At 61.7% G+C, this 14,069-nt stretch carries 11 protein-coding genes; 8 read left to right on the top strand and 3 right to left on the bottom strand.

Annotated elements, in window-relative coordinates; translation table 11 throughout:
- Positions 1 to 496: 496 nt before the first annotated feature.
- From BLT65_RS36995 to BLT65_RS36985, 3 genes are all read right to left on the bottom strand, one after another.
- Entirely contained in the window at positions 497 to 949 is a 453-nt protein-coding gene (locus tag BLT65_RS36995; RefSeq protein ID WP_042316219.1) for an HU family DNA-binding protein, read from the bottom strand.
- Between the two features lie 340 nt (positions 950 to 1,289).
- Entirely contained in the window at positions 1,290 to 2,759 is a 1,470-nt protein-coding gene (gene pdxR, locus BLT65_RS36990; protein ID WP_091787713.1) for a MocR-like pyridoxine biosynthesis transcription factor PdxR, read from the bottom strand.
- A gap of 1,025 nt (positions 2,760 to 3,784) precedes the next feature.
- A complete protein-coding gene (locus BLT65_RS36985) occupies positions 3,785 to 5,293 on the bottom strand; it encodes a peptide MFS transporter (RefSeq protein WP_091787710.1) in 1,509 nt (502 codons plus the stop codon).
- A 293-nt stretch (positions 5,294 to 5,586) separates the two neighbouring features.
- On the opposite strand from BLT65_RS36985, the gene BLT65_RS46765 reads away from it, so the two are divergent.
- The 8 genes from BLT65_RS46765 (at position 5,587) to BLT65_RS36945 (ending at position 13,943) form a co-directional block, all read left to right on the top strand.
- Positions 5,587 to 5,808: a hypothetical protein gene (locus tag BLT65_RS46765; RefSeq protein WP_143036629.1), complete on the top strand. Its 222-nt coding sequence runs from the start codon at positions 5,587 to 5,589 to the stop codon at positions 5,806 to 5,808.
- A gap of 235 nt (positions 5,809 to 6,043) precedes the next feature.
- On the top strand, positions 6,044 to 6,613 hold the full coding sequence (locus BLT65_RS36975) for a cupin domain-containing protein (RefSeq protein ID WP_007743723.1): 570 nt from the start codon (positions 6,044 to 6,046) through the stop codon (positions 6,611 to 6,613).
- Between the two features lie 207 nt (positions 6,614 to 6,820).
- On the top strand, positions 6,821 to 8,437 hold the full coding sequence (locus BLT65_RS36970; RefSeq protein ID WP_091787703.1) for a peptide ABC transporter substrate-binding protein: 1,617 nt from the start codon (positions 6,821 to 6,823) through the stop codon (positions 8,435 to 8,437).
- 18 nt (positions 8,438 to 8,455) lie between these two features.
- Positions 8,456 to 9,394 (top strand): ABC transporter permease subunit, encoded by a 939-nt coding sequence (locus tag BLT65_RS36965; protein WP_091787701.1) that lies wholly within the window; start codon positions 8,456 to 8,458, stop codon positions 9,392 to 9,394.
- 11 nt (positions 9,395 to 9,405) lie between these two features.
- Positions 9,406 to 10,290, top strand: coding sequence for an ABC transporter permease (locus BLT65_RS36960; RefSeq protein ID WP_167306608.1), 885 nt, complete (start codon positions 9,406 to 9,408; stop codon positions 10,288 to 10,290).
- A gap of 1 nt (position 10,291) precedes the next feature.
- The gene (locus tag BLT65_RS36955; protein ID WP_091787695.1) at positions 10,292 to 11,281 is read left to right on the top strand and encodes an ABC transporter ATP-binding protein; all 990 of its coding nucleotides are present in this window, start codon (positions 10,292 to 10,294) and stop codon (positions 11,279 to 11,281) included.
- Entirely contained in the window at positions 11,278 to 12,273 is a 996-nt protein-coding gene (locus tag BLT65_RS36950) for an ABC transporter ATP-binding protein (protein WP_091787693.1), read from the top strand. Before BLT65_RS36955 ends, BLT65_RS36950 begins: the two co-directional genes overlap by 4 nt.
- A gap of 155 nt (positions 12,274 to 12,428) precedes the next feature.
- The gene (locus BLT65_RS36945; protein WP_007743731.1) at positions 12,429 to 13,943 is read left to right on the top strand and encodes an OprD family outer membrane porin; all 1,515 of its coding nucleotides are present in this window, start codon (positions 12,429 to 12,431) and stop codon (positions 13,941 to 13,943) included.
- Positions 13,944 to 14,069: the final 126 nt, after the last annotated feature.

Below are 14,069 nucleotides of genomic sequence, written 5' to 3'. Positions count from 1 at the left end.
GCGCGTGAAGCGGGTGAGGCGTTCATTCAGAGCGCTGGTAACGAGCAAGAGTCACGTGATTGCCGTGTGAAGTGTAAGAACCTTTGGGGGCCCTCAGGCAAGAAGAAATGTTGGCGGTGTGAGCCGCTTTCTTTTGCCTACTTTTCTTTGCGGCGGCAAAGAAAAGTAGGTGCCGCCCCGCACAGGGGCGACGCTTGAAGCACGAAGGCAACGCGCGGATGCCAGCGCAAAGGCTAGAACAAACCAAACCCGCCGCGCCACGGAGTCAAACCGGGGGTGCCAGCGCAGAGGCCAAAACAGCAAACAAAACCGCCCGCGCCGCGAAGTAGCACACTCAGCTGCCAGCGCAAAAGCAAAAGCAAAAGCAAAAGCAAAGAGCAACCCCACCCCCAGCGTCGCAGACAAAAAAAAATCCCCACACACTTCCGCATGCGGGGACCGCGACAAAGCAACCACAACGACAGCGGCTCACGCCGCCATCGAAGCGCATCAACTTTTACGCTGCTGCGTCCTTCAGCTTCTTCAACGCACGTGCCTTGACCCGCACGCTTGCCGGCTTCGCCGGGAACCAACGCTCCTGACCCGTGAACGGGTCCTTGCCGAAGCGCTTCTTCTTCGCCGGAACGGTCTGAACGACGATCTTCAGAAGACCCGACAGCGTGAATTCGCCAGCGCCCTTCTTGTGGACCGAACCGAGGATCGTGTCTTCGAGTGCAGCCAGAACTGCCTTCGCCGACTTCGGTTCGACGCCCGCACGCTCCGCAACGTGTGCAGCCAGCGAGGCCTTCGTGAAGGTGTCCTTGATCGGCGACGAAACGCCGGGCGCCTTCACGGCGACCTTCTTAGCCGTAACTTTCTTTGCGGGAGCAGCAGCTTTCTTTGCAGCAACCTTCTTGGTCGGAACCGTAGCAGCCTTCTTAGCCGCTACCTTTTTTGCGGAAGTCGCCATATTTCTCCTACCTCTAAGGGTCATTGATTGCGAGAAGCGCACGCGATATGCACACGCTTCAACGCCGGATTCTACAAGCGCTTTTGCGTTCTGCGCGAATCTTTTGTGTATAACGGTTACGGTTTGTTGCGCGGCGCTGACTACCTCGCGCATTTCGAGCCTGTTTTTAAGGGGTAAACGCGATCACCAGGCGATTTCGCCGCACCTGTCCAGCACGAATCGTAAAACCCGGCGCCTCACAGCAAGACCCCAGTCTCAATGACGAAATCGAGCGTGCGTTACGCGCGCAAGCGTCGGGGACGCCTGACAGGACGGCAAGCGCGATCCCTCAAAAGCACGCTCAAGTCCTTGATTCGACACGCGGCAGCAGCTTCGCGAGCGTCGCAAGCGCGGTGTCGATCTGTTCAGCCTCGATGCCGCCATAGCCAAATACAAGCCCTGGTTGCGGCGTTGCCCGCACATAGAAAGGCGCGAGCCCATGCAGTGCGATCGATTCGTCGCGCGCCGCTTCGATCACGGCCGCCTCCGTGAGCGGCGCCTTCAGCAACGCAGCCATATGGATACCCGCCGTCGGCACGATGGGCTCGAACCAGCGAGCGAGGTCGCCCTGCAGATGCGCAAGCAGGCTTGCGCGGCGCGCTGCGTAAAGCTTGTGCATCCGCTTCAGGTGCTTGGCGAAGTCACCGTTCAGCATGAAACTGGAAAGCGCGGTCTGCGTCAGCGAGCAACCATGCCAGTCGCCAATCTGCCGCGCCTTGCACAGCGTGTCGAAGAGCGACGCGGGCGGCACCATGTAACCGACGCGCAGCTCGGGGAAGATCGTCTTTGAAAACGTTCCCACGTACGCGACGAGGCCCGTGCGGTCGAGGCTCTTCAGCGGCTCCATCGGCCGTCCTTCGAAGCGGTATTCGCAGTCATAGTCGTCCTCGATGATGACGGCGTCGCGCTGTTGTGCCCATTCGAGCAGCTCGACGCGCCGCGCGAGACTCATCGGCATGCCGAGCGGAAACTGATGCGACGGCGTCACGTAAACGAGCCGCGCGTGCTTCGGCAGCTTGCTCACGATCAGGCCTTCGGCATCGACGGGCACGGCTACCACCTTCGCGCCCACGGCCGTGAGGCACGCGCGCGCGGGAGGATAGCCGGGGTCTTCGATAGCGGCGACGTCGCCGGGGCGCAGCGTGACGCGCGCGATGAGGTCGAGCGCATGCTGCGCGCCCTGCGTCACGATGACGTCCTCCCAGTTGCTTGCGACGGCGCGATTAAACGCGAGATAGCGCGAGATCGCGAGCCGCAATTCCTGTTCGCCGGCGGCATCGCGATACGTGCCGCGTCCGCGCGACTGCACGCGAAGCGCGTGGTTCACGCATCGGCGCCAGACGTCGAAAGGGAAATGGGACTTGTCGGTAATGCCGCCGATGAAGTCGTACGGTGTGCCGGGCGTCGTTTGCGGGCTGAGTACCTCGGGGACGGTGTGCCATACCGGTTGAGCGCGGGCGCTGGAACTGTGGGCCGTTTTCGCGTCATGGGCGGCACGTGCATGTGCTGGTTTTTCGGCGGGCAGCCGCTGTAAACCTGCGGCGACGAAGGTGCCCGAGCCGGGACGCGCATGCAGGAAGCCCTCGGCGAGCAGGCGCTCGAAGACGTCGAGCGTCGTTTTGCGGGAGACGCCGAGTTGCGTCGCGAGATCGCGGGTCGAAGGCAGTTGGGTGCCGCCTGCCAGGCGGCCTTCGATTATCCCTGCGCGCAGTTGTCGGTAGATTTGCCCCGCCAGGTCGTGGCGGCCCTCTACGGATAGGTGGATTTCCATTTCAGTTTTGGTGCTGGTTTGGTTTTTGCCTGCGGCGAGCTTGTTGTTAGCTTAGCGTGCGCGTTGCCGTTTGGTGGGTTTGTTTGTGCGTTCGCACTTGAGGTGTTTGCTGCGGAAGCGGTTTGGTTTTTTTACTTTGCGCGGGCATCTGTGGTTGTGCCTTCGCGGCGCAGGCGTTGGTCTTGGTTTTGGTTTGTTCGTGTTTTCGCTGGCATCCGCGTATTGCCTTCGTGCTTCAAGCGTCGCCCCTGTGCGGGGCGGCACCTACTTTTCTTTGCCGCCGCAAAGAAAAGTAGGCAAAAGAAAGCGGCTAACACCGCCAACATTTCTTCTTGCCTGAGGGCCCCCACAGGGTCTTACGCTTCACACGGCGGTGTCTTTGTTTGCGTGCGTTGCCAACGCTTCAAATGAACGTCTCACCCGCTTCGAATACCCGTACTCGGGCAAGCGGCAGCGAATGGTATGTGCAGCCCAGGTGGCAAACTGTGTGTAGGTTGTCGCGGCGTATAGCTCGGCGCTCTTACATGGAGGCGCGCGCTATCGGTTCGAAGTGAGGCGTGCGAGGCACTACGGCCTACACACAGTTTGCCACCTGGGCGGCGGTGGACTACCTGGCAAGGCGTGCTGTAACGCGGACATATGAAGCGGGTGAGGCGCAGCGCAAGAGCGTTGGCAACGAATGTGGGTCACGTGGTTGCCGCGTGAAGCGTAAGAACCTTCGGGGGCCCTCAGGCAGGAACAAGAACTGGCGGTGTTAGCCGCTTTCTTTTGCCTACTTTTCTTTGCGGCGGCAAAGAAAAGTAGGTGCCGCCCCGCACAGGGGCGACGCTTGAAGCAAGCTAACGAATCGCGGACGCCAGCGAAAACACAAGCAAACCAAACCCGAAACCAAGACCTACACCCACGCCGCGAAGGCACAACCGCGAATACCAGCGAAAGCACACCCCCACAACACCAAAAGAAAAAGGCGCACCCAAAAAGGCACGCCTTGAAAGACCGCTCCGCCCCGAAGGGGCAAAAAAACCTTACTGCACCGACGCCGCCACGCCCTCACCGCTGCGCGCTTGCACAGCGCACTGCTGATGCGCCCGCGAAAGGCGCCCCATCAGCGGCAGCAACAAGATAGCAACAACCGCCCCAACAGCAGCCAGCCACCCGAGCTCAGCAAAGAGCTTCGTATACAGCGGCAAAGAGATCAAAGGATCGAGATCCCCAGCCGGCATCTTCGCCAGATTGGCAACCACACTGCCCAGATACTGCGACACGCCCGTAGCAACAAAATAAGCGCCCATCATAAAACCGCTCATCCGCGCCGGCACATATCGCGCGATCATCGCGAGCCCGAGCCCGCTCACCAGCAGTTCGCCGAGCGAGTACAGACCATAACCGCCCACCATCCACCACGACGAAACGCGTCCATTGACGGCAAAGCTGCCGCTCCACGCATAAACGAAGAACCCCGCCGCAACAACGGCAAAACCAAACGCATACTTCGCCGCAACCGGCACGTCCTTGCCGCTCTTCGCGAGCTTCGTATACAGCATCGCAAGAAGCGGGCTCAGCAGCATGATCCAGATCGGATTCAGCGCCTGGAACTGCGCAGCACTCCACGTAAACAGATGCGCGCCGAACAGCGAGAACGTCGGATCGACATTACGCAGCGCGAACAACGTCAGCGACGTCGACATCTGCTGATAGAACACGAAGAACAGAATCACCTGCAGCGTCAGAATCAGCGCTGCCAGCAAGCCCGAGCGCTCCGACCGCTCGCAGCTGAGCAGCATGTACGCAAAGATCGCCAGAATCGCGACACCCGCCGTGTACACGCATGCAACGGCAATCGCCTTGTGCTGCAACACGAACGTCGTCGCCGTGCCGAGCGCGATCCCACCAATCGCGACAGCCAGCACGCGCTTCCAGCGGATCGGTTCGGCATCCGGCGCGGAACCAACGTGCGACAGCGTGCGGAACATCAGGAAGTAGTTCACCACAGCGATCAACATGCCGCCGCAACAGACGGCGAACGCCGTGTGCCAGCCCCAGTGATCCTTGATCCACGGCGTCGCCAGCATCGACACCGTCGAGCCGATGTTCACCGCCATGTAGTAGATCGTGAACGCGCTGTCGATGCGCGCATCGTCGCCTTCGTAAATGCGCCGCACCAGGTTCGCGGCGTTCGACTTGAACAGCCCATTGCCAACCACGATCACGCCCAGCGACGCATACATGAACTCGAGGCTGTCGTTCGGCAGCGCGAGCATCAGGTAGCCAGCCGCGAGCACCAGTGCGCCGAAAATCATCGAGCGGCGCGCGCCGAGAATCTTGTCGCCAATCCAGCCGCCGATCGACGGCGACGCATACACGAGCGCCGCGAACGCGCCCCACGTGAGCGTCGCGCGGCTGTCGTCAAAGCCGAGCCGATCGATCATAAACAGCACAAGCAGCGCCGCCATGCCGTAGTAGCCGAAGCGCTCCCACATCTCAATGAGAAAGACCGTCGAAAACGACCGGGTCTGGGATACGGGTGATTTCATGCTTTCCTCTTATTTACGCGATAGCAGCCGCGCGCGCATGCGTCGAGCGGACGCAATGCCACGTGGCGAAGCTGGAAAAACTGGAGATCGTCGATCACTTGCCGTGGCCGATGCGCAAAGAGGCATCGTGCGACGGTGTAGTGCGATACGAGCATCGGACAGCGCGGTCCGCGTCGAAAACGGAACAACCAGGACTTCAGCGGGAGGCCGTCAACGCGAACAGCGCGTGACGAAAGACTCAATGATAAAGCATCGCGCGAGCGGACCGCTTCGGCGGCTGCATCGAAATACGCGTGCTGGATATGCAGGATGGATGCGGAAAGACTGCGAAAGAAATCGACATGGATGTTCACCTTCATTCGTCGGTGGCAGTCCGGTCAGGACGTACCGATCAAAACGCCGTCGCAGGATCGCTGCAAACGGGAGTGCAGGCGGATCAGCCCGGCCAGGCCAACCCGCGCGAGGTTGCGATTGTGCGCATCGAAACGCGACTTGTCGCTTCGGGAATTCACTGAGATGCGCGCCACCCACGCACGATCCGTCTCAATGCATTACCGGTCTTCTAACGCAAATCCAATAAGTGAGCTTTGCGATCTGGCAACATAGAGTACTTTCTCGAAAAGATCGGATCTGCGTGAACGGCATGGAAGAGTTGTCAAGCTACGCAAGGCTCGGCGGGAAAGAGCAGCACGTCATCAAACAACATTTGCTTATATCAAACTAATTTTGACGGACTAATTTGGTTTTGTTATGGTCACGACACTTGAGAAAGACACGGCACTTGCACTGGGGAGCAAGATCCGCGCGCTGAGGCAAAGGCTGAAGCGTACGCTTGACGAAACAGCGACAGCAGCAGGCATTTCGAAGCCGTTCCTGTCGCAGGTCGAGCGCGGTCTCGCGTCGCCGTCCATCACGTCGCTGGCAGGCATTGCGAATGCGTTGGGAGTGAAGGTGCAGTATTTCGTCGATACGCCAAGCGAAGAGCGCTCGGTGTGTCGCGCAAACGAGTTGAAGTTTTTTGGTTTCGCTGACTCGGCGAACCTGTTTGCCCGGATGACCAACCTGTCGGGGGGCCGTCAGTTGGAAGCCATCCTTGTGAGGATGCCACCCGGGCAAAAGCGTTCCGAAGTCACGACACATGCCGGTGAAGAGTTCATCTATGTCATCGAAGGGCAAGTGTCGTTGACGCTGGAAGGCAAGACCTTCGTGCTGCGCGCCGGAGACAGCGCGCATTACGAATCGACGGTGCCGCATAGCTGGGCCAACACGGCCCGCAAGGAATCGGTCGTCGTGTGGGTAGGTACGCCGAGATTGTTTTAGAAGGCAGGCATTCGATCCTGGTTGGAAGCGCTTCCGCAAGTCGGGGAGCGCACTCAAATCCGCTGTAGGATGCCTGTAATAATAATTGTAAGGAATCCTGCATGTCGTACACCGAACAAGCGCCGCCTCGGCCTTCTCACGCGGATAACCGTTAGCGGCGTCCGCGCCGCTTGCGTTTCTCTCCCGACTCTTTCTGCGAATCCAACCATGAAAACACCGTTCGTTTACACGACGGCGCTGGCCGCGCTCGTCCTCACATTTCAGCAACACGCATCGGCCGTCACGGTCCCCTCGGGCGCCACGCTCGCCGCGAGCCAGGAACTGACCCGTCAGGTTCCCGCCGAAACCGAATCGCTCGACCCCGCGCATATCGAATCATGGACGGGCAACACGATCGGCCTCGATCTGTTCGAAGGCTTGACGCGCATCGACGCATCGGGCGCGATCGTGCCTGGCGTCGCGCAGTCGTGGACGCGCACCGCGCCCGACACCTGGGTCTTCAAGCTGCGTCACGATGCGAAGTGGAGCAACGGCCAGCCCGTCACGGCAGCGGACTTCGTGTATGCGTGGCAGCGCGTCGTCGATCCGAAGACGGGTTCGAAGTACACGGTGCTCGTCGAGTTCGTGAAGAACGCAAAGGAGATCATCGCGGGCAAGGCGCCCGTGACGAGCCTCGGCGCGCGCGCCGTCGATCCGTACACGCTCGAAGTGAAGACCGACGTGCCCGCTGCATTCTTCCCGCAACTGACGGCGATGGCGACGATGGCCCCCGTCGACAAGGCAGTCGTGACCAAGTTCGGCAACGACTGGACGCGCCCGGCGAACTTCGTCGGCAACGGCGCGTTTGCGCTGACCGACTGGCAGCCGAACAACCGCCTCGTCATCAACAAGAACGGCAACTACTGGAACGCGCCGAAGGTCGCGATCTCGAAGGTCACGTATCTGCCCATCGAAAGCGACGAAACGGCAATGCGCATGTATCAGGCCGGGCAGTTCGACTACACGTACACGATTCCGTCGGGCATCTACAACCAGGTCGACAAGCAGTTCGGCCAGCAGTTGCAGAAGGGCCTGCAGATCGCAACGTATTACTACAGCCTCAACAACGACGACCCCGTCTTCAAGGACAAGCGCGTGCGCCAGGCGCTGTCGATGGTGGTCGATCGCGAGCTGCTGACGTCGAAGCTCACGTCGAGCGGCGAACTGCCGATGTACGGCCTGATCTCGAAGGGCACGGAAGGCGCCGCCGTCTTCAAGCCGGAATGGGCATCGTGGCCGATGGCCAAACGCATCGAATACGCGCGCAACCTGCTGAAGGAAGCCGGCTACTCGGATGCAAAGCCGCTCACGTTCACCTTCACGTACAACACGAACGATCTGCACAAGAAGGTTGCCCTCTTCGTCACGTCGGAATGGCGCACCAAGCTCGGCGTCACGGCGAAACTGGAGAACGTCGAGTACAAGGTGCTGCTCAAGCAGCGTCACGACGGCAAGGTGCAGGCGTCGCGCGACGGCTGGTTTGTCGACTACAACGATGCGATGTCATATTTCGACCTGATCCGCTGCGGCAGCGTGCAGAACGACCAGCATTACTGCAACCCGAAGGTCGACGCGCTGATCGATCAGGCCAACCAGCAGACTGACGACAAGCAGCGCACCACGCTGCTCTCGCAGGCGCATGACCTCGCGATGAATGACTATCCGATGATCCCGCTGTTCCAGTACTCGGCGGCGCGTCTCGTGAAGCCGTACGTCGGCGGCTACGCATCGACCAACTATCTCGACATGCGTGCGTCGCAAGACCTGTACTTGCTCAAGCACTAAACAGCAGGAACCGCACTCATGCTTGCATACACGTTGCGCCGCACGCTGTGGGCGATCCCGACGATACTCGCCGTGATCACCGCATGCTATTTGCTGCTGCATCTCACGCCGGGCGGCCCGTTCGATACCGAGAAGCATCTGTCGGACGCCACGCTCGCGAACCTGAACGCGCGCTATCACCTCGACGAGCCGCTGTGGAAGCAGTATCTGCACTATCTGTGGGCACTGCTGCACGGCGACCTCGGCCTGTCGTTCCGCTACGCCGACTGGTCCGTCACCGATCTCGTGTTGAAGGCGCTGCCCGTGAGTCTCGGCGTCGGCGGCGTGTCGGTGCCGATCGCCGTGGTGATCGGCGTCACGCTCGGCACGATTGCCGCCGTGCGCCGCGATAGCGTGATCGATCACGCGGTGATGGTGCTCGGCAATATCGGCAACGTCGTGCCGCCGTTCGTGCTCGGCCCGTTGCTGGTGTGGATGTTCGCCATTCTGCTCAAGACCGCGGACGGCCACGGCTGGCTGCCCGCGGGCGGCTGGGGCGAAGGCGAGTGGCGTTATCGCGTGCTGCCCATCGCGCTCCTGACGATCATCAACGTCGCGCTGATCGCCCGCGTGATGCGCGGCAGCATGATCGAAGTGCTGTCGGGCAACTTCATCCGCACCGCGCGGGCGAAGGGTCTGCCCGCGCGCACGATTGTCCTGCGCCACGCGATGAAGCCCGCGCTGATGCCCGTCGTGTCGTTGCTCGGCTCGGTGTGCATTTCGTCGATCACCGCGGCTGTCGTCACCGAATCGGTGTTCGCGCTGCCGGGTATCGGCCAGCTCGTCGTCAACGGCGCGATCAACCGCGACTACACGCTGGTGCTCGGCCTCGTCGTGTTGACGACAGCCGTCGCCGTCCTGTTCAACCTGCTCGTCGACCTTGCGTACGCATGGCTCGATCCGCGTATCCGCTATTGAACCCGATGAGAATGCCACCTGTTTCAATGACCGTCGTCGACGCGCCGCCTTCGCGCAGCCCGCTGGCGACGGCCGCGCGCCGCTTCGTGCGCAATCGCGCGGCGTTCGTCGCGCTGCTGCTGCTCGTCGTCATCATGCTCGCGTGCTTCGTCGGGCCGCTGCTGTCGCCGAACAATGCGATCGACAGCGACTGGTCCGCGATCAGCCTCGCGCCCACGCTCGACAACATGCACTGGTTCGGCACCGACGAACTCGGCCGCGACCTGCTGGTGCGCACGCTGGTCGGCGGGCGCGTGTCGCTCGAAGTCGGTTTGCTCGGCACGCTCGTGTCGGGACTGATCGGCGTTGCGTGGGGCGCGACGGCGGGCTATCTGGGCGGACGCGTCGATGCCGTGATGATGCGCATCGTCGACATGATGTACGCGATCCCCTACATGCTGATCGCGATCCTGATGATGACGCTCTTTGGCCGCGCGTTCTATCTGGTCGTGCTGACCATCAGCGCGTTTTCGTGGCTCGATATGGCGCGCGTCGTGCGTGGTCAAACGTTGTCGTTGCGCTCGCGTGAATTCATCGACGCAGCGAAAGCGATCGGCGTCGATTCGCGTTCGATTATCACGCGTCACATCGTGCCGAACCTGATCGGCGTGGTGGTCGTCTATGCGACGGTCACGGTACCTGGCATCGTGCTGACGGAATCGGTGCTGTCGTTTCTCGGCCTCGGCGTGCAGGAACCGATGACGAGCTGGGGCGTGCTGATCCAGGACGGCGCGCAGAAGCTCGAATCGACGCCGTGGCTGCTGCTGTGCCCTGCCCTCATGCTGTGCGCGACGCTCTATGCCGTGAGCTTCGTCGGCGACGGCCTGCGCGATGCACTCGATCCGAAGGACCGCTGAGATGGCACTACTCGAAGTCAAAGATTTAAGCGTGCGCTTCTCGCGCCGCGACGGCGCGCCCGTCGACGCCGTGCAGCGCGTGTCGTTCTCGCTCGATAAAGGCAAGACACTCGGCATCGTGGGCGAATCGGGCTCGGGCAAGAGTCAGACTGTGATGGCGCTGCTCGGCCTGCTCGCGAAGAACGGCAAGGTCAGCGGCGAAGCGCTCTACAACGGCACGAACCTGCTGACGATGAACGATGCTGCGCTGAACCGCATTCGGGGCGACCGCATCGGCATGATCTTTCAGGACCCGATGACGTCGCTCAATCCGTTCCTGACGATCGAGCGGCAGATGACGGAGACACTGCAACTGCATCGCAAGCTGTCGCGCCGCGAGGCGAAGCAGCGCGCGATCGAAACGCTCGAACGCGTGCGCATTCCCGATGCCGCGCGCCGTATCGGCATGTATCCGCACGAGTTCTCGGGTGGCATGCGCCAGCGCGTGATGATCGCGATGGCGCTGTTGTCGGAACCCGAAATCCTGATCGCCGACGAACCGACCACGGCGCTCGACGTCACCGTGCAGGCGCAGATCATCGAACTGCTGCGCGAGCTGAACCGCGAGCGCGGCACCGCGATCATCCTGATCACGCACGACATGGGCGTAGTGGCCGGCCTGTGCGACGACGTGATGGTGATGTACGCGGGGCAAACGGTCGAACAGGCGCCCGCGCAGCAACTCTTCGCTGCGCCGACGCATCCGTACACGATCGGCCTGCTGAACGCGCTGCCGCGACTCACCGACGACGACGACCAGCCGCTGCAAACCATCCCGGGCAATCCGCCGTTGCCGGGCATGGCGACGCAAGGCTGTGCGTTCGCACCGCGCTGCACGTACGCCGAAGAGCGATGCCGCGCGGCGCGTCCGTCGCTCGACCCAATCGAAGGTGAAATCCATGCGCTGCGCGCGTGCCATCGTCCCGTCCAGGCTATCGCGGAGGTGCTATGAGCGCCCAGGAAACCCTACTCAAGGTCGACAACCTCAGCGTGCATTTCGGCATCGCGCAGGGCGGCTATCCGTGGTCGAAGAAGGCGACGCTGCGCGCCGTCGACGGTGTGTCGTTTGACGTACGTCGTGGCGAGACGGTGGGCCTCGTCGGAGAATCCGGTTGCGGGAAATCGACGCTCGCGCGCGCGATCATCGGCCTGACGCCGGTGACTTCGGGCAGCGTGCAGTGGAAAGGACGCGAGTCGGTGAAAGGCGCGTCACGCGATACCACACAGATTCGCCGCGACGTGCAGATGATTTTTCAGGATCCACTCGCATCGCTCGACCCGCGCATGACGATCGAACAGATCGTCGCGGAGCCGCTGAAAACGCATCAGCCGCAACTCGGCCGCGAGGAGATACGCGTACGCGTGCGGACGATGCTCGAACGCGTCGGCTTGAGCCACCATCATCTGCGCCGTTATCCGCACGAATTCTCGGGCGGCCAGTGCCAGCGCGTGGGCATCGCGCGCGCGTTGATCGGCGAGCCGCAACTGGTGATCTGCGACGAGCCGGTGTCGGCACTCGATGTGTCGATTCAGGCGCAGATCGTCAATCTGCTGCGCGACCTGCAGCGCGAACTGTCGCTGTCGCTGCTGTTCGTCGCGCACGATCTGGCCGTCGTGAAGGCGATCAGCCAGCGCGTGCTCGTGATGTACCTGGGCCGCGTGATGGAGTTCGGCGACAAGCGCGATGTCTATCGCGAGCCGCAGCATCCGTACACGCGAGCGCTGCTGTCTGCCGTGCCGCTGCCCGACCCGGCTGCCGAGCGCGCGCGCAAGCATGTGTTGTTGCGCGGCGAGATTCCGTCGCCGCTCACGCCGCCTTCGGGCTGCGCGTTCCGCACGCGCTGCCCGGATGCAATCGATGCCTGCGCGAACGAGCGGCCGGTTACGAGCGCAACGGGCATCGGTCACACGCAGGTCGCCTGCATACGCGCCGTCATGACCTGACAACCCTTTAGCTTCACGCAAACCTTTTTCCACGACGCAGCTAGCCGCTGCGCCGAGGGAGGCGTTCGTTCGCGCGACGGCGGGAACGGGCGAGAAAGTGTGGCACGGCCGACCGCCGCGCCGCTGTTTCATCAACTAGAAAAAATGGAACTGCAATGACAACCCAACGATCCACATCAGGAGCATCGAAGTTCGCATTGCTGGCAGTGGGCCTGCCGGCACTGACGATCGCCACGGCCGCGCTGGCCGACGATGCCGTTGCGCCTGCCGTACCTGCCGCAGCAAGCGCAGCCGTCGCTCAGGCTGCGCCGGCATCGCCCACGGCGCCGGCCAAACCGAAGCTGAAACACACACCGAATGTCGCTGAGGTGCAGCCCGAAACCAACAACGCGCTCGTGAACGCCGAAGCCGACCAGGCCGTGACGCCGACCGCGCCGTTGTCGAGCCAGGCGAAGAGCAAAGGCCTGATCGCCGACAGCCATCTGAACCTGCTGTTCCGCAACTACGCCGACCAGTTCGACAACGAAGGCGGCCCGCACCGTCACGCGTGGGTTCAGGGCATGCAGGCGAACTTCGAATCGGGCTTTACCCAGGGGCCGGTGGGACTTGGCTTCGACGCGTCGCTGTTTGCTGCGCTCAAGCTCGACGGCGGCAACGGCGCGGGCAACATGGTTCACGTAGCGAAGGGCGGCGGCGGCTCCGACCAGCTCGCGTGGGCGTACCCGGGCATGTACGACATCAAGGGGCGCATCTCCGAGACGGTCGTCAAGTATGGCTTGCAGATCGTCGACAACAACCCGTTCATGGAACCGCATGACAACCGCGCGTTGCCGCCGACGTTCCTCGGCGTGTCGGCCGTGAGCAACGATATCCATAACGTCACGCTGCAAGCGGGCAGCTTCACGAAGGTCGACCCGCGCGGCCACACGAACCTCGTAGACCTGACGACATCGTACGGCGGCACGACGTTCAAGCGTCTGTCCTACTTCGGCGGCAACTGGGACTATTCGCCCAACGGTACGGTCACGCTGTATGCGGACCAGGCGGAAGACGTGTGGAATCAGTTCTACGCGGCGATCTCGCATTCGATCGGCGATGTGAACACTGTCAAGTGGGCGGGCCTCGCGAACATCTACTCGACACATCAGACGGGTTCGGCGCTGCAAGGGCATATCAACAACAATGCGTATAGCCTGTCGCTGTCGGCGCAGCATGGTCCGCATCAGGTGTTGCTCGGGTATCAGCAGATTCTTGGTGACCAGTTCTTCGATTATGTGAACGAGACCAACGGTATTTATCTCGTGAACTCGATGGACGTTGACTACAACGCGCCGCATGAAAAGTCGTTCCAGTTGCGGTATACGTTTGATGGCAAATATGCCGGCTTGCCTGGCTTCAAGGCGATGCTGTGGGGTGTGACGGGCTGGGGCGCGGATGCTTCGGCTGGCGCGGCGTCAAATGCTATCGGGCCGTATACGCGGAATGGCGAGTATGTGCATGGCACGCACCATGAGATCGGCTTTATTCCGAGCTATACGCTGCAAAGCGGGCGGTTCAAGGATACGAAGATCACGTTTATCGCGATGTATCATAAGTCGACAGCGCACTATTCGGACCCGGATAATATGGAGTATCGGCTGGTGGTGAATGTGCCGGTGAAGGTGTTCTGATTTTTTTTGTCTGCGACGCTGGGTGGTTTGCTTGTGTTTGCGCTGGCATCCGCGTTTTGCCTTCGTGCTGCATGCGGTGCCGGTCGGGGTGTTTGCCTTTGCGCTGGCATCCGCGCCTTGCCTTTG

The organism is Paraburkholderia steynii (genome assembly GCF_900100565.1).
Classification (GTDB): Bacteria; Pseudomonadota; Gammaproteobacteria; order Burkholderiales; family Burkholderiaceae; genus Paraburkholderia; species Paraburkholderia terrae.
This window is presented reverse-complemented; position numbering and strand designations above follow the sequence as displayed.

Bases quoted from the DNA above. Each gene is read 5' to 3' on its own strand.
- BLT65_RS36960 (WP_167306608.1), top strand. From the start codon at position 9,406: ATGCCACCTGTTTCAATGACCGTCGTCGACGCGCCGCCTTCGCGCAGC.
- BLT65_RS36950 (WP_091787693.1), top strand. From the start codon at position 11,278: ATGAGCGCCCAGGAAACCCTACTCAAGGTCGACAACCTCAGCGTGCAT.
- pdxR (WP_091787713.1), bottom strand. From the start codon at position 2,759: ATGGAAATCCACCTATCCGTAGAGGGCCGCCACGACCTGGCGGGGCAA.
- BLT65_RS36995 (WP_042316219.1), bottom strand. From the start codon at position 949: ATGGCGACTTCCGCAAAAAAGGTAGCGGCTAAGAAGGCTGCTACGGTT.
- BLT65_RS36945 (WP_007743731.1), top strand. From the start codon at position 12,429: ATGACAACCCAACGATCCACATCAGGAGCATCGAAGTTCGCATTGCTG.
- BLT65_RS36965 (WP_091787701.1), top strand. From the start codon at position 8,456: ATGCTTGCATACACGTTGCGCCGCACGCTGTGGGCGATCCCGACGATA.
- BLT65_RS36955 (WP_091787695.1), top strand. From the start codon at position 10,292: ATGGCACTACTCGAAGTCAAAGATTTAAGCGTGCGCTTCTCGCGCCGC.
- BLT65_RS36975 (WP_007743723.1), top strand. From the start codon at position 6,044: ATGGTCACGACACTTGAGAAAGACACGGCACTTGCACTGGGGAGCAAG.
- BLT65_RS36970 (WP_091787703.1), top strand. From the start codon at position 6,821: ATGAAAACACCGTTCGTTTACACGACGGCGCTGGCCGCGCTCGTCCTC.
- BLT65_RS36985 (WP_091787710.1), bottom strand. From the start codon at position 5,293: ATGAAATCACCCGTATCCCAGACCCGGTCGTTTTCGACGGTCTTTCTC.